22 protein-coding genes and 1 pseudogene are annotated in these 21,637 nt (G+C 68.3%); 13 read left to right on the top strand and 10 right to left on the bottom strand.

Translation table 11 applies throughout. The annotated features are described in order from the left end of the window. Nucleotides 1-18 precede the first annotated feature (18 nt). From ACFXHA_RS04365 to ACFXHA_RS04355, 3 genes are all read left to right on the top strand, one after another. On the top strand, nt 19-1,590 hold the full coding sequence (locus tag ACFXHA_RS04365; RefSeq protein ID WP_379352796.1) for a succinic semialdehyde dehydrogenase: 1,572 nt from the start codon (nt 19-21) through the stop codon (nt 1,588-1,590). A gap of 52 nt (nt 1,591-1,642) precedes the next feature. Continuing rightward, complete coding sequence (locus ACFXHA_RS04360; protein ID WP_379352794.1) at nt 1,643-2,452, top strand: SDR family oxidoreductase; 810 nt, start codon at nt 1,643-1,645, stop codon at nt 2,450-2,452. 92 nt (nt 2,453-2,544) lie between these two features. Then, nucleotides 2,545-3,858 (top strand): zinc-dependent metalloprotease family protein, encoded by a 1,314-nt coding sequence (locus tag ACFXHA_RS04355; RefSeq protein ID WP_379352792.1) that lies wholly within the window; start codon nt 2,545-2,547, stop codon nt 3,856-3,858. Between the two features lie 27 nt (nt 3,859-3,885). Here ACFXHA_RS04355 and ACFXHA_RS04350 read toward each other — a convergent pair whose 3' ends face one another. Both ACFXHA_RS04350 and ACFXHA_RS04345 read right to left on the bottom strand, forming a co-directional pair. Further along, complete coding sequence (locus tag ACFXHA_RS04350) at nt 3,886-4,413, bottom strand: ester cyclase (RefSeq protein WP_379352790.1); 528 nt, start codon at nt 4,411-4,413, stop codon at nt 3,886-3,888. Between the two features lie 14 nt (nt 4,414-4,427). Further along, on the bottom strand, nt 4,428-4,868 hold the full coding sequence (locus ACFXHA_RS04345; RefSeq protein ID WP_379352788.1) for a hypothetical protein: 441 nt from the start codon (nt 4,866-4,868) through the stop codon (nt 4,428-4,430). A gap of 189 nt (nt 4,869-5,057) precedes the next feature. Between ACFXHA_RS04345 and ACFXHA_RS04340 the strand changes: the two genes are divergently transcribed. The 4 genes from ACFXHA_RS04340 (at nt 5,058) to ACFXHA_RS04325 (ending at nt 9,231) form a co-directional block, all read left to right on the top strand. Then, nucleotides 5,058-5,426, top strand: coding sequence for a hypothetical protein (locus ACFXHA_RS04340; protein WP_379352786.1), 369 nt, complete (start codon nt 5,058-5,060; stop codon nt 5,424-5,426). Then, nucleotides 5,426-5,860 (top strand): nuclear transport factor 2 family protein, encoded by a 435-nt coding sequence (locus ACFXHA_RS04335; RefSeq protein ID WP_379352784.1) that lies wholly within the window; start codon nt 5,426-5,428, stop codon nt 5,858-5,860. The genes ACFXHA_RS04340 and ACFXHA_RS04335 overlap by 1 nt, the downstream gene beginning before the upstream one ends. A gap of 47 nt (nt 5,861-5,907) precedes the next feature. Further along, complete coding sequence (locus ACFXHA_RS04330; RefSeq protein ID WP_379353452.1) at nt 5,908-8,715, top strand: BTAD domain-containing putative transcriptional regulator; 2,808 nt, start codon at nt 5,908-5,910, stop codon at nt 8,713-8,715. Between the two features lie 63 nt (nt 8,716-8,778). Next, nucleotides 8,779-9,231 carry a DUF6636 domain-containing protein gene (locus ACFXHA_RS04325; RefSeq protein ID WP_379352782.1) on the top strand — a complete coding sequence of 151 codons (453 nt, stop codon included), beginning with the start codon at nt 8,779-8,781 and terminating at the stop codon, nt 9,229-9,231. On the opposite strand, the gene ACFXHA_RS04320 is transcribed toward ACFXHA_RS04325, so the two are convergent. Next, nucleotides 9,216-9,980, bottom strand: coding sequence for a hypothetical protein (locus tag ACFXHA_RS04320; protein WP_379352780.1), 765 nt, complete (start codon nt 9,978-9,980; stop codon nt 9,216-9,218). The two genes, ACFXHA_RS04325 and ACFXHA_RS04320, sit on opposite strands and share 16 nt — an antisense overlap. A gap of 226 nt (nt 9,981-10,206) precedes the next feature. Here ACFXHA_RS04320 and ACFXHA_RS04315 point away from each other — a divergent pair, with 226 nt between their 5' ends. Then, nucleotides 10,207-10,770: a hypothetical protein gene (locus tag ACFXHA_RS04315; RefSeq protein ID WP_379352778.1), complete on the top strand. Its 564-nt coding sequence runs from the start codon at nt 10,207-10,209 to the stop codon at nt 10,768-10,770. A 23-nt stretch (nt 10,771-10,793) separates the two neighbouring features. Here ACFXHA_RS04315 and ACFXHA_RS04310 read toward each other — a convergent pair whose 3' ends face one another. The 3 genes from ACFXHA_RS04310 to ACFXHA_RS04300 form a co-directional block, all read right to left on the bottom strand. Next, entirely contained in the window at nt 10,794-11,699 is a 906-nt protein-coding gene (locus ACFXHA_RS04310; protein WP_379352776.1) for a DUF1152 domain-containing protein, read from the bottom strand. Between the two features lie 170 nt (nt 11,700-11,869). Continuing rightward, nucleotides 11,870-12,610: a TIGR00266 family protein gene (locus tag ACFXHA_RS04305; RefSeq protein ID WP_379352774.1), complete on the bottom strand. Its 741-nt coding sequence runs from the start codon at nt 12,608-12,610 to the stop codon at nt 11,870-11,872. A 142-nt stretch (nt 12,611-12,752) separates the two neighbouring features. Further along, nucleotides 12,753-13,358 (bottom strand): LysE family translocator, encoded by a 606-nt coding sequence (locus ACFXHA_RS04300; protein ID WP_379353450.1) that lies wholly within the window; start codon nt 13,356-13,358, stop codon nt 12,753-12,755. Between the two features lie 234 nt (nt 13,359-13,592). Here ACFXHA_RS04300 and ACFXHA_RS04295 point away from each other — a divergent pair, with 234 nt between their 5' ends. The 4 genes from ACFXHA_RS04295 (at nt 13,593) to ACFXHA_RS04280 (ending at nt 17,808) form a co-directional block, all read left to right on the top strand. Beyond that, nucleotides 13,593-14,756 carry an SPFH domain-containing protein gene (locus ACFXHA_RS04295; protein ID WP_379352772.1) on the top strand — a complete coding sequence of 388 codons (1,164 nt, stop codon included), beginning with the start codon at nt 13,593-13,595 and terminating at the stop codon, nt 14,754-14,756. A gap of 644 nt (nt 14,757-15,400) precedes the next feature. Continuing rightward, complete coding sequence (locus ACFXHA_RS04290; RefSeq protein WP_379352770.1) at nt 15,401-16,765, top strand: hypothetical protein; 1,365 nt, start codon at nt 15,401-15,403, stop codon at nt 16,763-16,765. A 24-nt stretch (nt 16,766-16,789) separates the two neighbouring features. Then, nucleotides 16,790-17,287, top strand: coding sequence for a hypothetical protein (locus ACFXHA_RS04285; RefSeq protein ID WP_379352769.1), 498 nt, complete (start codon nt 16,790-16,792; stop codon nt 17,285-17,287). Continuing rightward, nucleotides 17,287-17,808, top strand: coding sequence for an ester cyclase (locus ACFXHA_RS04280; RefSeq protein ID WP_379352767.1), 522 nt, complete (start codon nt 17,287-17,289; stop codon nt 17,806-17,808). The genes ACFXHA_RS04285 and ACFXHA_RS04280 overlap by 1 nt, the downstream gene beginning before the upstream one ends. Nucleotides 17,809-17,810: 2 nt before the next feature. On the opposite strand, the gene ACFXHA_RS04275 is transcribed toward ACFXHA_RS04280, so the two are convergent. From ACFXHA_RS04275 to ACFXHA_RS04260, 4 genes and pseudogenes are all read right to left on the bottom strand, one after another. Next, complete coding sequence (locus ACFXHA_RS04275; protein ID WP_379352765.1) at nt 17,811-18,506, bottom strand: HAD family hydrolase; 696 nt, start codon at nt 18,504-18,506, stop codon at nt 17,811-17,813. After that, a complete protein-coding gene (locus ACFXHA_RS04270; RefSeq protein WP_379353448.1) occupies nt 18,503-19,255 on the bottom strand; it encodes a methyltransferase in 753 nt (250 codons plus the stop codon). The genes ACFXHA_RS04275 and ACFXHA_RS04270 overlap by 4 nt, the downstream gene beginning before the upstream one ends. 12 nt (nt 19,256-19,267) lie before the next feature. Then, a pseudogene (locus tag ACFXHA_RS04265) lies at nt 19,268-19,531 on the bottom strand (putative protein N(5)-glutamine methyltransferase); the annotation flags it as partial. A gap of 75 nt (nt 19,532-19,606) precedes the next feature. Beyond that, nucleotides 19,607-20,467 (bottom strand): YdcF family protein, encoded by an 861-nt coding sequence (locus ACFXHA_RS04260; RefSeq protein ID WP_379352763.1) that lies wholly within the window; start codon nt 20,465-20,467, stop codon nt 19,607-19,609. A 273-nt stretch (nt 20,468-20,740) separates the two neighbouring features. Here ACFXHA_RS04260 and ACFXHA_RS04255 point away from each other — a divergent pair, with 273 nt between their 5' ends. Further along, a complete protein-coding gene (locus ACFXHA_RS04255) occupies nt 20,741-21,589 on the top strand; it encodes a bifunctional 5,10-methylenetetrahydrofolate dehydrogenase/5,10-methenyltetrahydrofolate cyclohydrolase (protein ID WP_379352761.1) in 849 nt (282 codons plus the stop codon). The last annotated feature ends 48 nt before the right edge of the window (nt 21,590-21,637 follow it).

The raw sequence follows: 21,637 nt of genomic DNA, 5'->3' as shown, positions 1-21,637 counted from the left end.
TCCTCGAGAGGGCGACCAATGTCGACTGCCCCGCAGCTCGCTGCCGCCGACGCGCTTGATTTCGACCTGGTCGGGCGGCTGCTCGGCCATGCCGTCGCGGGTGGCGCCCCGTCGGTGGAGGTGTTCGCGCCCGCCACCGGAGCCAAGATCGCCGACCTGCCGCAGTCCTCGGTCGCCGATATCGAGGCCGCCTTCGCCACCGCGCGCACCGCGCAGGAGAAGTGGGCGCGGGTTCCGGTCGGGGAGCGCGCGGCACTGCTGCGGCGCATCCACGATCTGGTACTGGCCGAGCAGGACACGATTCTCGACATCATCCAGCTCGAGACCGGCAAGTCCCGCGTGCACGCCTTCGACGAGGTGTCCGATGTCGCGGTCAACACCCGCTACTACGCCGCCGAGGGCAAATCGATTCTGGCGCACCGCAAGCCGCGCGGCGTCATGCCGGTGCTCACCCAGGTCGAGGTGCGCAACCGCCCCAAGGGTGTGGTCGCGGTCATCTCGCCGTGGAATTATCCACTGGCCCTGGGCGCTTCGGATGCGCTGCCCGCACTGCTCGCGGGTAATGCCGTCATCGGACGACCCGACAACCAGACCGCGCTGACCCTGCTGTGGGCCATCGATATCGCCGAGCGCGCGGGCCTGCCGAAGGGCCTGTGGCAGGCCGTGCTCGGGCGCGGCGCGGTGGTCGGCACCGAGGTCATCGCCCGTGCCGACTACGTCGACTACACCGGGTCCAGCGCGACCGGGCGCACCATCGCCCAGCAGGCGGGGGAGCGGCTCATCGGCTACTCCCTCGAATTGGGCGGTAAGAACCCGCTTTTGGTGCTGGAGGACGCCGATGTCTCCGCCGCCGCCAAGATCGCGGTGCGGGCCTGCTTCGCCTCGGCCGGTCAGCTGTGTGAATCGATCGAGCGAATCTACGTGCACGACAAGGTCTATGACCAGTTCGTCACCGAATTCGTCGGGCACACCAAGGAATTGAGCCTCGGCAAGACCCTCGACTTCGGTTACGAGATCGGGTCGCTGACCTTCCCGCGTCAGATCGACACCGTCAGCAAGCATGTCGACGACGCGGTCGCCAAGGGCGCGATCGTGCTGGCCGGTGGCAAGGCCCGCCCGGAGCTGGGCCCCTACTTCTACGAGCCGACCGTCCTCGAGGGCGTGCGCGAAGGCATGACCGTCTACCGCGAAGAAACCTTCGGGCCGGTCGTCTCGCTCTACCGCGTGCACAGCGACGACGAGGCCGTCGCCCAGGCCAACGACACCGCCTACGGCCTCAATGCCAGCGTGTGGAGTCGCGACATCAGCCGCGGCCGCGAGGTGGCCGCCCGTGTGCGCGCCGGATCGGTGAACGTGAACGAGGGCTTCATCGCCGCCTGGGGTTCGGTCGCCGCACCCTCCGGTGGACTCGGCATTTCGGGCACCGGTCGCCGGCACGGCCCCGAGGGCCTGCTGAAATACATCGACACCCAGACCATCGCGGTGCAGCGGGGGCTGCCCATCGCACCGCTGCCGGGCATGTCCGAACAGCTGTGGGCCAAGACCATGACGCTCTACCTGGGCGTCATGAAGACACTGCGGCAGAAGTGATTCCGCCGAACCGACGACAGGGGTATGCAGGGGTATGAAAACGGTAGCGGGCATGAAGGTCCTGGTCACGGGCGCCGCCATGGGCTTGGGCAAGTCCTTCGCGCAGCGGGCGGTCACCGAGGGCGCGACCGACGTGGTGCTGTGGGACATCAACGAGACCACGCTGAAGGAGACCGCGGCCGAGTTGGCGGCTCAGGGCGGCAGCCGGATTCACCACTACGTCGTGGACGTTTCCGACCGTGACGCCATCGCCGAGGTCGCGGCGACGGTGCGCGGCGAGGTCGGCGATATCGACGTGCTGGTCAACAATGCGGGCATCGTGCGCGGCAACGGCTACTTCTGGGAGACCGCGAACCGCGCCGACATCGACAAGACGATGGCGATCAATTCGCTTGCCCCCATGTACATCACCCTGGAGTTCCTGCCCGCCATGGTGGCCAACACCTCCGGTGAGGGCCGGGTGCTGAACATCGCCTCCTCCGCCGGTCTGGTGGCCAACCCACGCATGAGCGTCTACGCGGCCTCCAAGTGGGCGGCGCTGGGCTGGTCGGATTCGGTGCGCCTGGAACTCGAGCAGTCCGGCAACGAGCACGTCAAGTTCACCACGGTGTGCCCGACCTACATCAATACCGGAATGTTCGACGGCGCCAAGGGTTTCTGGTTCACCCCGATCCTGGACCAGGAAGAGGTCGTGGACACCTCCTGGGAGGAGATGAAGAAGGGTGCCGCCCTGGTGGTCCTGCCCTGGACCTCGCGGCTCAACCGGGCCATCTCCGGTCTGCTGCCGCTGAAGCTGCGCGACTTCTACCTCAACACTGTCGGCGTCTACCACTCGATGGACGAGTTCACCGGGCGCAAGTAGCCGGGTTCGATCACGAGGCTCCGGTACCGGTTTCGCGGTGCCGGAGTGTCGTAGCAGGTCGGGACGTCGCAGGCCTCTAGTCTCGGCGAGCAATGAGGACTCGCGTGCTCGTCGGAACCCTCGCCGCCGCCATGGCTCTGGTGGTGGGTCAAGCGCCCGCAGCGCATTGCGCTCCGGTCGGCACCCTGAGCGACACCGTGGACACCGACGGTGACGGGCTGCCCGACACCTGGGAGAATTACGGCCTCGACACCGACGGCGACGGCATCGTCGACATCGATCTGCCGGCCATGGGCGCGGACCCGAACCACAAGGACATCTTCGTCGAGATGGACTACATGGCGGGCCGGGAACCCTCCGACGCGGTGCTGGACCGGATCACGCAGGTGTTCGCCTCCAGCCCGGTCACCAACCCGGACAACAAGACCGGGATCAATATCCATCTGGACCTCGGCCCCCGAGGTGCGCCCATTCCGCCGCCGCGGACCACGCCCGCTCTGGATTCCGGATCGGCGAGCGGTTCCGGGGGATCCGCGGACGCAATGGCGTCGGGATCGGCCTCGGGGTCCGGGACGAGCGCCAGCCCGCCACCGGCGAAACCGGCACCGCACTACGGGAAATATGATCTCGGCGGCGGCAATCCGGTGCCCGCGACGGATGATCTCAACCCCATGCTCGCTGGGCTGCAGCAGCTGAAGGACCAGTATTTCGCGCCCGAGCGGCAGCATGTCTTCCACTACATGGTGTGGGCCTACGGCTACGACGGTGGCTGTTCGAGCGGGAACTCACCGCAGCTGCCGGGCGACACCTTCCTCGTGGCGTTCCGGTCCACGGCCCCGTGCGGGTGGGGTGAGCATCCCTCCGACGACACCCTGGTCGGCACGTTCATTCACGAACTGGGGCACAACCTCGGACTGCATCACGGTGGTCACGACGACATCAACTTCAAGCCGAATTACCTGAGCGTGCTGAACTATTCGTTCCAGACCGCCGGAGTGCCCAGAGCCGACGGCACCGGTTACTTCGGCTACTCCGCGCTCACCCTGCCCGACCTCGACGAGAATCGGCTCGACGAGTCGAAGGGCCTCGGTCCGGGTGCTGCCGGCTGGCGCACCACCTACTACTGCCAGCACTGGAACCAGTGGGCGGTGACCCCGCCACAGTCCGCGGACAAGCCGATCGACTGGAACTGCGACCTCACCATCGGGCCGAAGCCGGTCGCGGTCTCGATCAACGACGATGACGCGTTGAACGTGCTCACCACCCAGAACGACTGGGCGGCCCTGATCTACAACGGCGGCCAGATCGGTTCGGCGATCAAGTACCAGGGTCAGGTCACGCCGGGGCCGCTGGAACTCGACAGCACCACCGCGACGGAGATCGCCGAGCATCGGAAACCGAAATAGGTTCGCGGCGACGGTGATCGGCGCGTCTCACGAAGTCGCGGCGGCGCGGCGAGCCCGGCGCAATGCCAACTGCGACCGGACGAGGAAGGGCGGGGTCGGCGGCACCCAACCCAATTGGGTGGCTTGGCCGAGATCGTCGCGGTTGGCCCAGTGCTCGACCATTCGGCCGTCGACGACTCGGCACCAATGGGTTTGGGTCACCGCGAAGGTTCTCCCGGTGGGCGCGAACGCCTGCGCGGGGCGGGCATTGTCGTCGTAGACGACGAACGGGCCGGTCTGGCGGCCGTACATGGTGGTGTGCAGGACCACGAGATCCCCGGAGGCGACGATTTCGTGGATCTCCCAGTTCAGCTCCGAGAAGGCGTCGCGCAGCCACAGGGCGCTGGCCCAATAGGCCGCCGGGCCACGGGTGCGTGCCGCGGCGGGCTCGGCCTTGCCTTCGCGATTGACGGCGTCCGGGTGGACGAGCGCGTCGAACTCCTCGCGCGCGCCGTCGCCCATCATCCGGATGCAGCGGATGGCGACTTCCCTTGTGCCCGAGTGCATGTAGGTCATGGCGTGCCTTCCTGTCAGCAGTGGCTGCTCTTCCACTGGGTGAGTTTGTCGAGGATGGCGTTGATGGCGTCGCTGTTGATCTGATCCGCCCCACGGTGATCGATGTGGCCCCAGATCACCGTCTCGGCTTGCGCGTAGTTGGCGAGGATCTCGGTAGGCGCCGAGTGGGCGAAAGCGGTCAACCGAGTGATCGCCGCCTGCGGGTCGGCGGGCTCCTTGCCCTGCTGCAATTGGTGCGCGAGGTCGATCTCGTACTGCACCTCGGTGCACGCGTCCCCACTCGAACCCGATTGCACGGCAGCGGAAGTCGGCGCTGCAACGCTGGTCGCGGCGGGAACGGCGGCGGGCGCGGTGGTCGTGCCCGGCGCCGCCGGGGTCTTGTCGCTGCTACCGCAGGCGCCGAGTACGACGGTGGCGGCGAGCAGGGCGAGGCAGGCGCCACTGGTCCGGAACAAGGGGGTCCTCCTGGGCGGTCGGGTCGCCGGGTTCGGCCCCTACACGGTGCGGCGCGGGCATTACAGCGGGCTTACATCGCGGTCGGGCGGCACCGGGCGGGAGCTCGCCGCATCGGGCTGTAAGCCGGGTGAAACATCGGGCGGACAGGGTGTCACCACACCGGAAATCGCGATCGAAGGAGTTTCACCATGTCGAAAACCGCCGCCCTCGTGGGCATTCTCGCCGCCGCCTCGGCGCTGGGTACGGCGAGTGCCGGGAGCGCGGCGGCGGCTCCCGCGCCCGTCGCGTACAACCAGTGCGAGGAGGCCCAGTACGTGACGGACCTGTTCGTCGATCTGTTCCACGGCACCTTCCAGGGTGATCGCGGGCAGGCCGCCGCCCGGGCCCAGGCCTTCGCCGCCGCCGCTCCGGCCGAGATCAAGATGGATTCGCTGATCGAGGGCTACGCGGAAACGGCCGTGCTGGACGGTGTTCCCAGCGATCTGCTGTTGCGGACCGACCCGGTGTTCCAGGCCTGGGGCGATGTCATGGACTGGCACACCTCGCACTGCCTGTGATGTGGCTCGGGCCCGACCCGGACCGGGCTGCCGTACCCGTCGACGACCTCAGCCTCGTGACGGACTGGTACACCGATCTCGCCGCCGGTGCTCTCGACCGCGTCCGGCCCGTGCTCGCACCGGATTTCATGATGCGGATTCCGGCCCGATTACCGTGGGGTGGTAGCTATTACGGGCCCGACGGGTTCTTCGAATTCCATCTCCGACGGCTCAGCTGCCTGGACACTCGGCTGCAGACGGCACATCTTTTCGACGCCGGGGGCCGCATCGTGCAGGTGGGCACCCTCATCGGGACGATCCGCCCGACCGATATCCCCGTGCGCAGCAGCCAGATCGACATCGTGACGCTCCGGAACGGGCAGATCACCCGCTACACCACGCTCCTGGACGCCCCCGTCGTGCTCGCCGCCCTCGCACGCGCGGACCTGCGGTAACGCCTGACCCTGAGCGTCCGGCCCGGGTCGGTTACCGTGGCGTCGTGATGGTGTTCCGGGTGCTCGGCCCGATCGAGGTCGAGGTGGACGGCGTCGCCCGCGAGCTGGGCGGTCCGGTGCCGCGCCGGATGCTGGCCGCGCTGGCCACCGGATCCGGGAGCGCGGTCGAGGATTCCGTGCTGGCCGAGCTGGTGTGGGGCGCGGGGCTCACCGACGAGGTGAAGAACATGATGCGGGTCGTGGTGCACCGGCTGCGCACGGCTCTCGGCCCCGAGGGGCGTGCGGTGATCGAGCGGACCGCGCGTGGCTACCGCCTCACCGCACCATGCGATGACGAGCTGTTCGCCACGCAGGTCGGCACCGGCCTGCGACTGCTGGCCGACGGTGACCCCGGCGCGGCCGCGGACCAGCTGACCGGTGCGCGTGAGCTCTGGCGCGGGGAGCCGTGGGCTGAACTCGAAGACACCCTGCAGGTTTCCGGACTGCGGATCCGGTTGGCCGAACTGCACGATGTGGCCGTCGAGGAACTCCAAGCCGCGCGACTGGCGAGCGGTGACACCACACAGGCCGTCGCCGAGTTGAGCGAAGCCGTCATCGAGACGCCGTTTCGGGAACGGCGCTGGGAGTTGCTCGCGCTGGGTCTGTATCGCACCGGTCGCCAGGCTCAAGCGCTGGACGAATTGCGGCGGGTGCGAAGCCTGTTCGTCGACGAGCTCGGCGTCGAGCCGGGTCCGGCGCTGCGGGAGCTGGAACGTCGCATCCTCGAACACGATCCGGGTCTGCTGCTCGTGCGCGCACCCGTGCCGAGCGCACCGGCGGACCCGGCGGTCATGCCCGCCACGGTGCCCCGGCCCTCGACCCGATTCATCGGCCGCCGTGCGGAATCGTCGCTGCTGACCGCGCTGCTCGCCGAATCGCATCTGGTGACGGTCACCGGACCGGCCGGGGTCGGCAAGACCCGATTCGTTCTCGAGCACGCAGCCGACCGGCCCGACACCTGGCTGGTCCGGCTCGCCGACGTGCACGACCCCACCGCGGTCGTCCCTGCCATCGCGGCGGCCCTCGGGCTCACCCAGAGCACCGGTGAGCTGATGGCCGCCGTGCAGCGCGTGATCGGGGATCGGTCCGCCGTCTTGATTCTCGACAATTGCGACCACCTGGTGGAGCACCTGGACTTCGTCCTGCCGCTGCTGGGGCGATGTCCACGATTGCGGATTCTCACGACCAGCCGACGGCCGACCGGCATCGAAGGCGAACGAGTGCTGCCGCTGCGCCCGCTGCCGATCGACGGCGAGGAGTCCGGGGCGGTCGAGCTCTTCCTCGATCGGGCCCGCGCGCACCGCGCCGACTGGCAGCCGACCCCGGCCGACCGCAAGGCCGCGCGCACCGTCTGCGAGGTCTTGGACGGCCTGCCACTCGCCATCGAACTGGCTGCGGCGCGGGCACATTCGATCGGGCTCACCGATCTCGCTGAGCGCCTGGGCGAGCGCCTCGACATTCTCGGGGCCACGCCGAGCGGATCGATCTCGCCGCACCCGTCGCTGGCGGCGGCGATCGGCTGGAGCATCGATCAGCTGCCCGAGGTGGATCGTTCACTGCTGCTGCGACTATGGCCGTTCGACGGCGGATTCGACTGGCACGCCGCCGAATTCGTTCGCGATCCCGGGACCGGTGCCGCCGTCTTCGCGAGTCTGGCCACCCTGGTGGATCGTTCGGTGCTCACCGCCGATGTCAGCTCCGGGCGCGCCCGTTACCGGCTGCTGGAGACGATCCGCCGCCACTGCCGCGAACTCGATCCCGATCCCGCCGGATCACTGGCCGCGCACGCGAATTGGGTGCGCGGGCTGATCGCCGACCAGGTGGCGTTGCTCGCCGGACCCCGGCTGCCCGAGGCGATGCGCACGCTGGCACTCGAGCTGCCCAACCTGCGCGTGGCCATCGCCCACGATCTGGAACACGCACCGCTGCAGGCACTTCGGAGCACCGGTGCGCTGACCTACCTGTGGGTGACCGCGGGCGTGGCGACCGAGGGCATGCGGCTGCTGCGCTCGGCCCTGACCGCGTGCCCGTCCGCGCCCGCCGCCGATCGCGCCCGCGCCCTGATCGGCCTGTCGCTGGCCTCGGCGCAGATCGGCGCGGCCCGGGAGGCGCTCGCGCATGCCGACGAGGCGATGGCCCTGCTCGACGACTCCGATCCCGACCACGAACTGCTGCTGCTCGAAGCGCATCTGCGGCGCTGTAATGCGCTGGCGGACCTGGGCGACGGCCTCGCGCTGCGGGCGGCCGCGACGGCCTTCGCCACGGCGTGCGATCGGCGTGACGCCCCGCCCTATCTGCAGGCGGCCGCGCTGTGGGGGATGGGCATCGTCGAGTTCCAGGACGGCAGGCACGACGCGGCCGCCACCACCCTGACCCGGGCCCACGAGATCAGCGTGCGCGGCGGCTTCACCTCCGGTGCGGGCATCACCGACCTGCTGCTGGCCTGGTGCCTGCTGGCCGATCCCGACTCGGGCGAGCCGGTCCTGCACCGAGCCCTGCGGTTGCTGCGGCGCGCCCTGAATTCCTTTCGGCAACAACCGAACTTCTCCGAGGAACTCGCCGCCCTGCTCGCCGGCGCCTTCGCACTGTCGCGGCTCGGGCACCGCGACAGCGCGAATCGACTGCACGCCGCGGTCCTCGCCCATGCCGATCGGCTCGGCATCGACCCCGCCCGGTATGTCGGCTTCGCCGGTCCCGAGTTCGTGGACCGGGTGAGAAAGGCTTTCGCGCCCGTCGAAGCATCCGCGCTGCCGTGGCCCGACATGATCGCCCTGTTCACCGCGATGACCGGCCTACCGGATCCAACCGAACTGTAAGAGGATCGAAACCCCCGGTCCGCATCATGAATTCCGGTGCTCACAACCGACCGGGGAGAATCCATGACAATCCGCACGACCACCCGCGTTCTCGTGGCGGGAGCCGCCGTCCTCACCGCACTCACCTTCGACGCCACCGCCCACGCCGCACCCGGCCAACTGCTCCAATTCCGTTCCCCCTCAGGCAATATCACCTGCCAGTTCACCACCGCCATCGGCGGCGGCAACAGCATCGTGTGTGACATCGCCGACCACGGCTTCGCCTCACCACAGCGCCCCGCCTGGTGCGATAAGGGCCGCTGGGGCAACACCATCGCCCTCAACGAGGGTGGCACCCCCGCCTTCTCCTGCGCGGGCGCCGCGCTGTCCGCTGACGGCCTGCCCACCCTGTTCTTCGACCACTCCACCACGGTGGGCACGCTGACCTGCCTGAGCATGCCCGACGGCATCACCTGTACCGACACGAGTACCGGCCACAAGTTCCACCTCCAGCGCGAATCCTACGAATTGGCCTGAGCGATCAAGTCCATCGCGTTGGTGACTGCGTCGCCGATGATGGTGTCGGCGGCGGCCTTTGCCGCGGTCACGGTGTCGGCTCCCGCGGCGAGTGCCTGTGCCGGATCGCCGGTTGCCGCGAGTTCCTGTGCGGCGGCGTCGGGGGCTTGGACCGCGGCGGTCAAGACGGTGTTGAAAGCCGGGAACGCCACCGCCGAACCCACATCGATGACGCCCAAGACCGCGGCCTGCACCGGATCGTGCGGGGTGGCGAGCGGTGGGGGATCGGGCACGATGGGCGCGTTGAGTGCGGCGTAGGTGTCCTCGCGAGCGGTCTCGACGGCTGCGGCGGTCGCGGGCAGTCCACCGGCCGCCGCAGGGCCGACATTCATCAACCCGACCACGCCGACCTCGAATGCGTTGAGCGCCCGCGGTGCCACGATCGTGCCGTCGGCGACGATAGCCCGCTGTGCCGCAACGCTGGTGGGTCCGGTGATCGAGGCGGCCGTGACGCCGAGCGCCCGGGCCGGATCCTCGACCTGCCAGGCGGCGGCCAGCGTGCCCGGTGCCTGCTGGACCGTGGTCACGACGGTGTTGGCCGTCTGCGCGCCGAGCGGACAGATGATCGAACAGTAGGTGCCTTGATTGCGAAGGAAACTCGTGACCAGCCCGCCGGGTGGGACCGGCTCGGCGGTGGCCGTGGTGGGCAGACCGGCGACGGCGAGTCCGGTGGCGACGACGCCGGCATACAAGCAGACGGATATCCGCATGGTGATCCTTGAATCGACGGTGATGACACAATTCCCACGGTGCGCGCGCCTACCGGGTTCAGCGGAAGGCGGAACTTTCACGGACCGTGCGGATTGATTCGCAGGGCGGGTGGCGGGTCGGTGGTGAATATGCCGAATTTCGTTGGTGTCGAAGAACTCTCGGCCGAACGGCGCGATATCCGGGCCTATGCTCGAATTCCGGCATTCTCTGTGAAGAGGCAATATCATGACCGAACCCGGTTCGTCATCGAGTAAAACCAGTAGCAGCAGCTCGAGCATCGGTTCTACGACCAGTGAGAGCAGCACCAGCACCGGTCCGTCCGACCCGCGCCTGGCCGTGCTTCGTCGTATCGCCATCCGGGCCAACCTGACCCACCTGACGTCGGATCAAGATCGTGCTCCCACCCTGTATTTCGCGGAAGGCAACCTGACCTTCCGTATCCGCCAGGAGCACGGCAAGGGCCCGAAACTCAAGGCGTACATCGGCGATACCATCCGATTCCGGATCTTCTACAAAACGCTGACCGAAAGACGCGTCCTGGACGATCGTTTGGACGATCTTCCAGCCCTGGTCGCCGACGAGCCCACGAAATACTCGTTCAAGCCGCAGGACGGCTGGTACCAACTCGAATACAGCACCATGGACAACACCGCCAAGGGCAAGGTGCAGAAGGGCCGCCACTTCTCAGGCGGAATCGTCGTCGTGAACAGCGAATCCCCGCTCATGAAGGCCATTACCCAACCCACGATCGACGGTCTGCTGGCCAAGATGACCCCGGAGTACGGCTGACCCCGGGTATCACGGCCGGAGGGTCAGTGCGGAATTGCGCTGAACGGGCGGGGCTCCGGCCGTGAGGTCAGATGAGCTTCGATCACCTGGGCCACCTGGTAAGCGTGATCGGTCGGTTCGAGGAACGGCAGGTATTCGACCGTGCGCGCCAGCGCGGGGAGATCGACGGCGAAATACATTGCCATGAGCGGATTCACGAACAGCTCGGTGTTCCCGGTGCGATCGGTGGCATGGACATCGCCGAATTCCCCGCGCAAAGCGCAGGCGATCTGGGAATGGACAATGCTCTGCCGTAAGGGTGTTTCAGCCAGGGCATGGCGCACCGCGGCGAAATAGGCGATGCCTTCCGGGCTGTCCGACGGGATGGAAAGCGCTCCGAGGAAAGCGTGCTGCCGTTGCAGCGCAGCGAGATTCTCGAGCACATGGGCGTGACACACACCGTGGTAGGCATCGATCCCGAACCCGACCGACACCACCAACCGGGCGACGCCGTCGAGCCCCGCCACAGCCGCGAGACTCGTCATATCCTCCTGCGGCGTACCCAACCCGGCCTCGTCACCCCGCAACAGGATGTCTGTGCCGCCATCGACCAGCACGATGGCGTCCACCGAAAGTTGTTCGACGAGAGCGGCATAGGCCGCACGCAGCGGGCGGACCCCGGATTTTGGGAATGCGTACACGATCGGCTCACGGCCGGTGCTCGCCAGCCATCGCGCCAAGCTGCGTTCCGGGAAATAGTCATCGTTGCCGACGGTGTCGGGATCGACGGCGGCGACGCCTGGCGCGGGCCGGTCTTCGAGCGGAATCCGGCGCAGGTCGCTGAACGACAGGTTGGCCAGATGCACCTTCTTGCCGAGCCCTTCCAACGCGACGGCGAGCGGCAAACCACCATAGACATCGAATCCGCCGCCCGCGCCCGCGATCAGCACACTGGAAGCATCGCGCAGACGTGTGAACAGCGGTGGCTCGGCCAAGCGATAGGAACTCACCTCGCCATCTTGGCCACGGAAACCTGCCCGTGCCACCGGTTTTCGCCGGTCGGGCGCGGTGCCCGGATCAGGCTCGGCGGTGGCCGAGCGTGATCCGTAGGGCGGCAGGGTCAGCCGCGCAGCATCGCTCCGACGACGCCGCCCGCCGCGGCACCGCCGCCGGATTCCGCGCCGACATACGGCATGAGGGCGTGGGCGAGGTTGGGGAGCGGCATGCTCTGGAGGCAGATTTCGCCGGGGCCGGTGAGGGCGACGAGCAGGAAGCCGTCGCCGCCGAAGATCTTGTTGCGGATGCCGGGGACCGTGGTCATGGTGAACTGCACGGTCTGGTCGAACATGCCGACGTGGCCGGGATGCACCAGCATGGTCTGGCCCGGGGCCAGGTTGTAGCGGGTCAGTTCGCCGGAGAGTTCGATCCAGGCGCGGCCCTGACCTTCGAGGCGCTGCAGCCGGAAACCGTCACCGCCGAAGAGGCCGCTGCGGATCGACTGCTGCAGCGCGACACTGACATTCACGCCGGGCGTGCTGGCCAACCAGCCGTGCCGATGCACCAGCACGCTGCGCTGCGGGTGAATGTCGACCGGCACGATCTCGCCGGGCACCTTGCTGGCGAAGGCCACCAGGCCGGGCCCGTTGGTGGCCTGATACTGCGTCATGAACAGCCCGCCGCCACCCGCGACCCGCTTGAGCGAGTTCATGAACCCGCCGCCACCGGCGGCACTGGTGGTCTGCGTCATCGTCACATTCGGCGACATCCAAGACAATTCGCCGTGCGGTGTGATCACCGCTTCCCCCGGCCCCAACTGCATTTCCAGCACCGGCATCGTGCTGCCCTTGATATTCGCCTGCACAACAGCTCCCCGTAGATCTCGATCAATGCGGGCGCCAGCATACGGCGGAGACTCCCGCCTTGCCCGCCCGCTCCCACCTTCCCGCACACGAAATACAAAGCGCCCCTTGGGAAAATGTAAAGCAACCGTAAAACGGGCGCGGCTAAGCAAGCGCCGTTCGGATGCCCAGGGCGATCATCACGGTGCCGGTGATCCGGGTCATGACGCGCTTGAATTGCGGCAGGGCGATTGTCTGCCGCGCCGCGGAAACCGTCATCGTCCACACTCCCAACCACGTGACCGCCACGGCGATATGGGCGACGGCCAAGACGGCGATCTGGGGAGCCACCGGCCGACCCGGGTCGAGGAACTGTGGCGCCAAAGTCAGATAGACCGCAGCCGCTTTCGGGTTCAGGACGTTGCCGAGCAGACCTTGGACGTAGCTGTTGTGCCCGCGCCAGGGCAGGCGTTTCGGGGAGTCGGCGCGGCTCGGGTTGCCGCGTAGCGTGGAAACTCCGAGCCAGACGAGATAGGCGGCACCGGCAAGCCGAACGGCGGTGAACGCCTCGGCCGACCGCATCACCAACGCGGACAACCCGATCGCGGCGAGACCGGCGTGCACGCACAGCCCGGTCGCGGTCCCGGCCGCTACAAGCAAGCCCTCCCGCCGATTACCCGCGAGCACCCGCTGGGTGACCAGAGTGAAACTCGCCCCCGGAGTCAGGCAGATCGGTGTCACAGCCAACACGAAGCCGACGAGCAGGTCCATACGCACAATCCGCAGGTTAGCGACTTCGGCGTCCGGCGGCGCTGACGACTGCCGGGCGATAGCGAAAAGGCATGGGACGTCGAGAAAGGTCGCGGTGGGGGTGGGGGTTCATGAATCATTAACACTGATCGTGGTTGGCTCGATAGCCACGTGACGGTGACCGCGCGCGTTCAGCAACCTGTGCCATACTTCGGCCGGGTAGGGCGTCGCGCCCGAGGGAGGAAAGAGAAGGCAATGGGCCTGTTCGACATGATCCGCGGCGAATTCGTCGACATCATTGAATGGTTGGACGACACTCGCAGCACGCTGGCGTGGCGATTTCCCCGCTACGACAACGAGATCAAGAACGGTGCGGAGCTGATCGTCCGGGAAGGACAGCAGGCCGTCTTCGTGTACCGGGGGCAGCTGGCCGACAAGTACGGGCCGGGGCATTACACGCTGACCACCGAGAACATGCCGATTATGTCCACCCTGCAGGGGTGGCGGCACGGGTTCAACTCGCCGTTCCGGTCCGAGGTGTACTTCATCAATACCCGCGCGGTCACCGATATGCGTTGGGGCACACCGCAGCCGATCACCGTGCGCGACCCCGACTTCCGCATGGTGCAGATCCGCGCCAACGGCACCGCCAATGTGCGCGTCACCGACATCGAGGTGTTCCTGCGCCAGATGATCGGCACCAATGCCGAGGTGGACGCCGACACCCTCAGCGAGCAGCTGCGCGCCAATGTCGCGCTGGGCTTCTCCGACATGATCATGGCGTCCGGTCTGGGCGCCATCGACCTGCAGGGCCGTCAGGTCGAACTGTCCGACAAGCTGCGCGAATTCGTCGGTCAGCGGCTGTCGGGCTTCGGTATCGGGGTCGAGGGCGTCACCATGACGATCTCGCTGCCCGAGGAGATCCAGCAGGCCATGACCCGCGGTGTCGCGCGCGGCGTCGAGGCGGGCGGCTTCATGAACAATGTGGACCTCAACCGCTACCAGCAGATGCAGGCCGCCGACGCCATGCTCGCCGCGGCCCAGAACCCCGGCGGCGGCATGGGTGCCGCCATGCAGGCCGGCATGGGTGTCGTGCTCGGTGGTCAAATGGCCGGCCAGATGCAGGGCGGATTCGCCCAGCCGCAGCAGCAGGCCGCCCCCGCCCCGCAGCAGGCCGCCCCGCCGCCGCTGCCCGGCCAGCAGCAGTTCCACTTCGACAATGGTGGCCAGGCCGTCGGCCCGTTCCCCATCGATCAACTGCGCCAGTACGTCTCGGCCGGCAACCTCACCCGCGACACCAACGTCTGGTGCGAGGGCATGGCAGGCTGGCAGCCCGCCGCCTCCGTCCCCGCCCTCCAGGGCCTCTTCGCCACCCCGCCGCCGCTCCCGGGCACCCCGCCCCCGCTGCCGCCGCAGTAGCGTCCGCCCGGCCCGAACCCCGGCCGCGACCCGTCGGCAATCCTTGCCCGCCGACGGGTCTTCCGTCACACGGCGGTACAACGCCCCCGAACGCCCGACAACTCGGTGCGTCCCCGAAAGCCCTTCCACCGCAATGGCGCGACCGTCGCGTCCGCCGCACCGAGTGAGTCCTGATGAACGACAACCAGCCCCAGCGCCCCGGCCCGCCACCGCTCCCACCCCGCGACCCGGCCGCCCCTCACACGGCCGACCCCCGCCCGTGGACGCCCCCGCTCCCCACCGGGCAGCAACCGCCCACCCCCGAAGGCGAATGGCCGCCCGCAGCACCGGCTCCGACCGGTTCCGCAGCCTGGACGCCGCAGGAGCCTTCGGGCCAGGGTCACTGGGGTTCGCCTCCGCAGCCCGGTCCCGCCGGGCCCGGCAGTGCACCGCCGCCGATGCCAGGCGAGGTCGGCGGCCCGTACGGCTCCGCGCAATCCAGCTATCCGGCACCACCGTCCGCGACCTCTGCGCCGGGAACTGTTGCACCACCGCCACTCCCGGGTTCAGGGCATGCCGGGCCGGCAGGCGCAATGCCGCCGCCGCTTCCGAGTGCCGGGGCACCCGCCGGTCCGCCGCCGCTGCCCGGGCAGGGGATGCCTCCGATGCCGCAGCGCGGGGCCGTGCCGCCGCCGCTGCCTGGGGGATTCGCGCCGAATCAGCCGGTGCAGGCGCCGATGGGCGGCGTGCCGCAGCCGGTGATGGTGGCGCCGGTGTTCGTGCCTGGAATGCAGGCTCCGGATGCGCCCGCGTCGGAAAACGCTGCGGCGCAGCCGGGTCCCGTCGCGCCGGATCGGGCGATGTTGCACAGCACGGAGTTGACGCGGACGTATCCGTGTTCGTCGTGTGGCGCGCAGTTGGGGTTTGATCCGGTCGGGCAGGATTTGTTGTGCCCCAGTTGCGGGAATCGGTCGCCGGTGACCGCGCCGGATGTGCCGGTGCAGGCTCGGGAGTTGGCGCCCGCGATGGCGGCGTTGCGGGAGTTGCAGGCCACCTCGAGCGGGCCGCAGGTTACCGGGGAATGGGAGGTGAAGTGCCAGAACTGTGGTGGCACCACCGGATTCAACGGGAGTCTCACCGCCACCCGGTGCCCGTACTGCGCGACCCCGATTCAGCGTGACGATGTGCACAATGCGCCCGCTCGCCTGCCGGTCGACGGTGTGGTGCCGTTCCTGGTGGGGGAGAAGCAGGCTCGCGAGCTGGTCGACAAGTGGGTCTCGGGACGGTGGTTCGCGCCGACGAAGTTCCGCAAATACCGGCAGATCGGCGCGTTCTCTAGCCTGTACACCGCGTACTTCACCTACGACGCGGACACCGACAGTCACTATCAGGGTCAGCGCGGCGACGACTATCAGGTGCGCGTCGGGACCGACGAGGACGGCGATCCCGTCTACGAGACCCGCACCCGATGGACCCCGGTCTGGGGTGAGGTCAGCAATGAATTCGCCGACCTGCCGGTGCTGGCCAACGACAATATGGCGCGCAATCGGATTCGCTCGCTCGAGCCGTGGCCGGTGGAGCAGGCGCGCTCCTACTCACCGGAGTTCGTGGCGGGGCATCTGTGCCGCACCTATGACAAGGACGCCGAGGAGTCGTTCCCGGAGGCGCAGCAGCGCATCGAATCCGCCATCGAGTCCAGCGTGCGCTCCGATATCGGCGGCGACCGGCAGAGCATCGACCGGCTCGACACCTCCTGGAACTGGCTGGCGTACAAGCATCTGCTGCTGCCGATCTGGCTGCTGACGGTCGTCTACATGAACCAGCCCTACCAGGTGTACATCAACGGCCTCACCGGTCAGGTGGCCGGTGATCGGCCGTGGAGCAAGGTGAAGATCATCGGCGCGATCCTGGCGGTGCTCGCCGTCCTCGCGGTGATCATCGGCGTGTACTCCGCCGCACACGGGCATCACACCCCGGCGCATCCGAGCCACTCCACCGTGCCACCGCATCCCACCACCACGCATCATTGATCGACCGAGGAAAGTGAGCCGACCGTGCTGATTCTCGTGCTCGTAGTACTGATCCTGCTGGCGGCGGCGGTCGGCGGTGTCATGCTGCTGTCCAAGCGTCAGCAGGCCGCGACGTCGGCCGCCAACGAGGTGATCCCCGGCACGCCTACCCGCGCGCCCGCCTCCTGGGCGGGCTCGCACGATCCGGAGGCGCGCCTGCACCGCCGCCTGCGCGACGCCATGACCGCCCTGCGCACCGCCAACACTCTCGACGACGGCACCACCATCGTGCTGCGCGCAGAACTGGAACAGGCCGCGCTGGCGTGGGACGATCGCCTGGTGGCCATGGCGGTGCTGCCCGCCGCGGCCCGCGAGCCGCAACGCGCCACCGCGACCCAGGGCGTCGAAACCATCGAAGCCGCTGTCGCACAGTATGTTTCGGCCGCCACCCAGCGCACCGCCGCCGATGTGACGGCCGGGCTCAGCGCGGCCCGCGCCCAACTCGATATCGAAGCCCAAATCCGTAAATCTCTGGAGGCATGATGACCGCCGACGCCGATGACCTTCGCAAGCTCGCCATCCGCACGGTCGAGATCATGGCCGACGGCGACCTCGCCGACTTCGAGGCCGTCATCCATCCCGACGCCGTGAACCGGGAAGCCAAGGCCGAACCGGCGGCGGCCCGCGGTCGCGGCCCTGCGGCCGCCTACGCGTCGGCGCTCTGGCTGCGCTCGGCCTTCAGCGAGATGCGCTGGGAGGTGCACGAGGCACTCGTGGAGGGCGATGTGGTCGCCCTGCACACCACCATGCACGCCCGCCAGATCGGCACCTTCGTGGCCTACGACGCGGATGCCAAGCCGGACCAGGCCTTTCCGTCCACCGGCAAGACGTTCGCCGTGACACAGTCACATTGGGTGCGCATCGCCGACGGCAAGCTCATCGAGCATTGGGCCAACCGCGACGATCTGGGTCAGGCCGTCCAATTGGGTTGGGTCCCACCGACTCCCGTGTACCTGCTGCGCATGCGCCGCGCGCTGGGCGATGCTCGCAAGGCCGCGCAGTAGGGTCAGCCGAGCGCCGAATCCAGTTCCGCCAATGAGCGGATCACGGTGATGCCGTCCGCCGCGGTGGCCCCGGCGTCATCGCGGACCAGCCAGAACGACTGCAGCCCGGCATCTCTCGCGCCGAGCGCGTCCCAGTCGTAGCGATCACCGACGTAGGCGACCCGGCCGGGTTCGAGGCCGATCAGCGCACAGCCGGCCAGGAAGATCGACGGATCGGGTTTGGCGGCACCGAATTCGTCCGAGCACACGATCGCCTCCCCGAAATGGGAGAGCAGCCCTACCGCCCGCAACTTGCGGATCTGGTACGGCAGCGAGGCGTTCGAGATCACGCCGAGCCGGACGCGGCCGTCGAGACTGCGCAGGATCGGCGCGGCGTCCGGGAACGCGGCCCACGCGGTATCGCGTTGGGCCGCATACCGTCCGAACCACGCCATCGGGTCCTCGCCGGTGACGCCGATATGCGCGAGGAACCGCTCGGTGCGCACCTGCTGTTGTTCGGTGAAGGACAATTCGCCGGCCACGAACCGCGGATACTCTTCGTCCTCGATCGCCCGCCACACCGCGACGGCTGCGTCAGGCGAGTCGAACCGGTCGAGGGCTCCCTCCGCGGCGAGATGCCGCAGGAATCCGATCCGCACCGTCGCCGAGTAGTCGATGAGCGTGTCATCGATATCGAACAGCACACCCTGAATTGTCATGCTCGCGTACCGATCACCACAGTCGCACCCATCTCCTCACACTCCACGATCCGGGCCGTCAGCCCGTGGCCGCGCATGACGGCCGCCGCGAGCTCCGCCTGCTCCTCGCTCTCCTCGACGAGCAGATGCCCACCGGGAGAGAGCCATTCGACCGCCACCGCCGCGATCCGTCGCAGCACATCCAATCCGTCGGTCCCACCGTCGAGCGCCCGCCGCGGCTCATGATCCCGCGCCTCCGGAGGCATCCACGCGATCTCCGCCGACGGCACATACGGCGTATTCGCCAGCAGAATGTCCACCCGCCCGAGCAGATCCGCGGGTACGGCCCCGAACAGATCGCCCTCGAACACCCGCCCGTTCACCGGCGCAAGGTTCTCCCGGGCGCACACCACGGCCGCGGGCTCGATATCGGTGGCAGTCAACTCGACCCGAATGCCGTTGGCCGCCAGTTCCGTGGTCAATGCCAACCCCAGCGCGCCACAGCCGCAGCACATATCGAGTGCGACAAGCGCCTGCCGTGATGCCGCGCTCTCGACCGCCCCGACCACGGAGGGCAGAGTCCCACCGCTTGACGATGTCATGCGGACGTCGTCGCCTGGCGCCGCGCTGGGCATCGGTGCTACCGAGGATTGCCGACTCACAATCCCTTCCGCTGCAACGGATCCAGACGTGTCGCGGCCGAATTGTGCGGTCCGGCGCTCGCCGGAATGGTCTGCGTGGGTGGTGTGCGGATGCCCGGCGGAATCGATTCGTCTGCGGCCCAGCGCGATTGCCTCCTCGACCAGGAATCCGGTCCGCTGGCGCGGCACGAAGACACCCGGCGCGACCGTTACACGCAGGCCGCGGAATTCCGCCCAGCCCAGCAGATGTTCGAGGGGGAAGCCGGCGATGCGCTGCGTGACAAGCGATTCCAAATGCACGGGGTCGGTGGCGGCTTCGAGGAGGAGGGCGGCTTCGTCCTCGGCGAACACGCAGCCGGCCGCGCGCAGGCGGGCGACGAGGGTGTCGGTGTCGGCGGAGCTCACCGCACAATTGTGCACGCCCGGACGGCCGCCCAAGTCGGGCAGGGTCCGGGCGTGGGGGTCAGCTGTGCGGGGGTGTCAGCGTTCGGCGGGCAGGCGCAGGGTGCGGCTGGCGTCGAGGTACATGCCGCGCTGGCTGTTGCGGGCCGGCGGCGGCAGCTGGGAGACCAGCTGTTCGAGGGAGGTGGTCGCGCCGACCACCGGGATGCCCGCGACGATGAAGTCGGCGACGGCGCGGCGAATGTGGTTGGGGGAGGTCACCACGATCGCGCTGGTCGCGCCCGCATCCTTGAGCATCGAGACGCCGAACAGGGCGTTCTGCACGGTCGATCCGGCGCGATGGTCGGCCAGAATGCGACTGGCCGGAATGCCGTGTCCGATCAGCCAGCCCTGCATGGCCGCGGCCTCGGTGATCCCGTTCTGCGGATTGCCGCCGGTCACCAGGATCGGCGACATGGGCGAGGCGATCGCCTGCAGCCAGGCCGCCTGCATCCGGTTCACCAGTTCGGGCCGCATGGAGCCGTCCGGCAGCAGGCCGTAGCCGAGCACCGCGATACCGGTCTGCGGGCCCGCGATCGCCGGAATCGGATTGGGCAGCGTGCCCACGGCGGCACCGATGGCGCGGAACAGGTTCCGCGTGCCGTCGGCAAGTCGCCCGTCGATCCCGTTGAGGCGGTTGAGCGCCACCTCGCGGGTGATGAGATCGCCGGTGTAATCCGACCAGATCGCCTGCAAAGACAACGCCTGCGCATCATCCGGTGACTCGTTGAGCAGTTGGCGCAGGTCGGCCAGTCCCGCGGCCTCGTTTCCGCCGGTGAAGTTGTCCTGCGCGGAGTTGTAGAGGGCGCCGGCGTCGGCATGCGCGGTACCCGTGGACAGAATGGTGAGGGCCGCGGCGGCCGCCGCGAGGAAGGTGGGGAAACGCCTGGCGATCTGCACTGCTGTCGACCTTTCGGAGGGTGTCACGCATTGCTTTGCTGGCTATCTCTTCAATTAGCTGGCTATTGGCTCACAGCCGAATGTGGACACGATACGACTGCCCATCCCCGTTGTCGGGTATTTGCTCAACTGATTTCGCGGGTTTGATCCGGATCACAGTGGAAACGCGCGCGGGGGCGTGTCGAAAAGATACGGAGAGGATCGGTCCGGCGCGTGGGGCCCGTCCGGTCCGGTGAGCGATCGCATTCCGGTCGCGCGATAGGCTTCCTATCCGTGGATACGACTTCGCTCATCGGCAAGGATCTCGCCGCCGCCCTCAATACCGACACCAAGGCGCGCGCCGCCGCCCTCACCGAGAACGGCACCGCGCCGCGCCTGGCCCTGGTCATCGCGAACGACGATCCCGCCAGCGCCTGGTACGTGAAGTCCCTCAACCGCGCCGCCGACCGTCTCGGAATCGCTTGCGAGAACGTCGATCTGGGCGTCGACGCGACTGCCGAGCAGATCCGCGCCAAGCTGACCGAACTGTCCGCGGACTCGACCGTCGACGGCATCATGCTGCAGACCCCGCTGCCCAAGGGCATCGGCCTCGACGATGTCAGCTCGGCGATCGCCGCCGCCAAGGACGTCGACGGTGTCAGCCCGCTGTCGCTGGGCCTGCTCGCCTCGGGCCTCCCCGGCTTCCCGCCCGCCACCTCCGAGGCGGTCGTGGAACTGGCCAAGTTCCACCAGATCTCGCTCGCGGGCCGCCTGGTCACCGTCGTCGGCCGCTCGAACGTGGTGGGCAAGCCCCTGCTTCAGCTGCTGCTGGCGGAGAACGCGACCGTCACCATCGCCCACTCCCGCACCACGGACCTCCCGGCTGTCACCACCGCCGCGGATGTCGTGGTCGCCGCGGTCGGCCGCGCGGGCCTCATCACAGGCGACCACGTCCGCGAGGGCGCGGTAGTCATCGATGTCGGCACCAACGAGGACGACAACGGCAACATCACCGGCGACGTCAACGCGCCCTCGGTGTCCGGCAAGGCCGCCGCCCTGAGCCCCGTCCCCGGCGGCGTAGGCCCGGTGACCACCGCCCTCCTCATGCGCCACGTGGTCCAAGCGGCCGAATCCGCCCGCTGACCAACAAGATCAAGGTGTACTCAGCGCGGGAAATCGGACAGATTTCCG

The organism is Nocardia sp. NPDC059240, from assembly GCF_042753865.1.
Lineage (GTDB): Bacteria > Actinomycetota > Actinomycetes > Mycobacteriales > Mycobacteriaceae > Nocardia.
This window is presented reverse-complemented; position numbering and strand designations above follow the sequence as displayed.

Excerpts from the sequence above, each read along its gene's own strand:
- ACFXHA_RS04365 (WP_379352796.1), top strand. The coding sequence starts at position 19 with ATGTCGACTGCCCCGCAGCTCGCTGCCGCCGACGCGCTTGATTTCGAC.
- ACFXHA_RS04360 (WP_379352794.1), top strand. The coding sequence starts at position 1,643 with ATGAAGGTCCTGGTCACGGGCGCCGCCATGGGCTTGGGCAAGTCCTTC.
- ACFXHA_RS04355 (WP_379352792.1), top strand. The coding sequence starts at position 2,545 with ATGAGGACTCGCGTGCTCGTCGGAACCCTCGCCGCCGCCATGGCTCTG.
- ACFXHA_RS04350 (WP_379352790.1), bottom strand. The coding sequence starts at position 4,413 with ATGACCTACATGCACTCGGGCACAAGGGAAGTCGCCATCCGCTGCATC.
- ACFXHA_RS04340 (WP_379352786.1), top strand. The coding sequence starts at position 5,058 with ATGTCGAAAACCGCCGCCCTCGTGGGCATTCTCGCCGCCGCCTCGGCG.
- ACFXHA_RS04335 (WP_379352784.1), top strand. The coding sequence starts at position 5,426 with ATGTGGCTCGGGCCCGACCCGGACCGGGCTGCCGTACCCGTCGACGAC.
- ACFXHA_RS04330 (WP_379353452.1), top strand. The coding sequence starts at position 5,908 with ATGGTGTTCCGGGTGCTCGGCCCGATCGAGGTCGAGGTGGACGGCGTC.
- ACFXHA_RS04325 (WP_379352782.1), top strand. The coding sequence starts at position 8,779 with ATGACAATCCGCACGACCACCCGCGTTCTCGTGGCGGGAGCCGCCGTC.
- ACFXHA_RS04320 (WP_379352780.1), bottom strand. The coding sequence starts at position 9,980 with ATGCGGATATCCGTCTGCTTGTATGCCGGCGTCGTCGCCACCGGACTC.
- ACFXHA_RS04315 (WP_379352778.1), top strand. The coding sequence starts at position 10,207 with ATGACCGAACCCGGTTCGTCATCGAGTAAAACCAGTAGCAGCAGCTCG.
- ACFXHA_RS04300 (WP_379353450.1), bottom strand. The coding sequence starts at position 13,358 with ATGGACCTGCTCGTCGGCTTCGTGTTGGCTGTGACACCGATCTGCCTG.
- ACFXHA_RS04295 (WP_379352772.1), top strand. The coding sequence starts at position 13,593 with ATGGGCCTGTTCGACATGATCCGCGGCGAATTCGTCGACATCATTGAA.
- ACFXHA_RS04290 (WP_379352770.1), top strand. The coding sequence starts at position 15,401 with ATGCCGCAGCGCGGGGCCGTGCCGCCGCCGCTGCCTGGGGGATTCGCG.
- ACFXHA_RS04280 (WP_379352767.1), top strand. The coding sequence starts at position 17,287 with ATGACCGCCGACGCCGATGACCTTCGCAAGCTCGCCATCCGCACGGTC.
- ACFXHA_RS04275 (WP_379352765.1), bottom strand. The coding sequence starts at position 18,506 with ATGACAATTCAGGGTGTGCTGTTCGATATCGATGACACGCTCATCGAC.